Origin of the sequence: Thermoplasma sp. (genome assembly GCF_023256435.1) — an archaeon.
Lineage (GTDB): Archaea > Thermoplasmatota > Thermoplasmata > Thermoplasmatales > Thermoplasmataceae > Thermoplasma.
Genome location: NZ_JAGDXM010000038.1, coordinates 2,401 through 3,230, shown reverse-complemented (window position 1 = coordinate 3,230; position 830 = coordinate 2,401). Strand labels below are relative to the sequence as shown.

Annotated in this window: 2 protein-coding genes; both read left to right on the top strand. The window is 46.1% G+C overall.

The window, feature by feature from the left end; all coding sequences use genetic code 11:
• The coding region (locus tag Q0C15_RS04895) for a CRISPR-associated ring nuclease (RefSeq protein ID WP_297216943.1) at nucleotides 1-651 on the top strand (651 nt) is incomplete at its 5' end.
• A 4-nt stretch (nucleotides 652-655) separates the two neighbouring features.
• A partial coding sequence (locus tag Q0C15_RS04890; protein WP_297216947.1) for a CRISPR-associated endonuclease Cas1 occupies nucleotides 656-830 on the top strand: 175 nt, incomplete at its 3' end.

Here is an 830-nt window from a genome sequence, read left to right as displayed (position 1 = left end):
ATATACACAGACGACGAGGAGATAAAGACTGGTGTCAATGCTGCTATAGGCGCCATCAGATCCAGGTTTGGAAGCATAAGGTTTCATCGATACGGGATACGGTATCAGGACATAACCGATTACGATTCCCTGAAGGATTTCCTGAAGGTATTTGTCAGAGTCATACGGGATGGGAAGGATCACGGTGCGGACAGGATATATCTCAATGTTACAGGCGGGAGAAAGATACAGGGAATAGTTATGTCCATGTACGCGGGCCTGGCTGGCATAAACAAGGTTTACAACGTGATAAACAAGGATGTGAGGAATTATAATGAAAACTTCGAGAAGATAAAGGACGAGATCATGAAGGATTTCAGAGATGTAGATGAGAAGACCGCGACTGATCGATATCTTAAGGATGAGAAACTGTACGATCCTGTCTTCTATCCAGATCCAGAGAGCCTATCCTACATAGAACTGCCCGTTATCAGCCTTCCAAGGAACGAGATAGAAATGCTGAAGAGGCTCCTCAACGGTATTCCGATCGAGGATAGCGGTGTGCGGGATTTCACCATAGACGCATACGTGAAATCTGGCCTTATATTCAAGGATAAGAGCAGGGTATACCCCAAGGAGATCGGCGAAATCATAAGAGACCTGCTTCAGTAGGGACATGAAATATACCTTCTACATAACTCAGGATGGGTCAGTGGAACGCGAGAACGACACCCTGGTCTTCATAGGCAAGGATTTCAAGAAGCACCTTCCAGTTCTGAACGTGGAGGATATAATCATAAGCGGTAAGGTGAGCCTCAGCTCATGGGCCCTCGATTACCTCTCGAAGATCG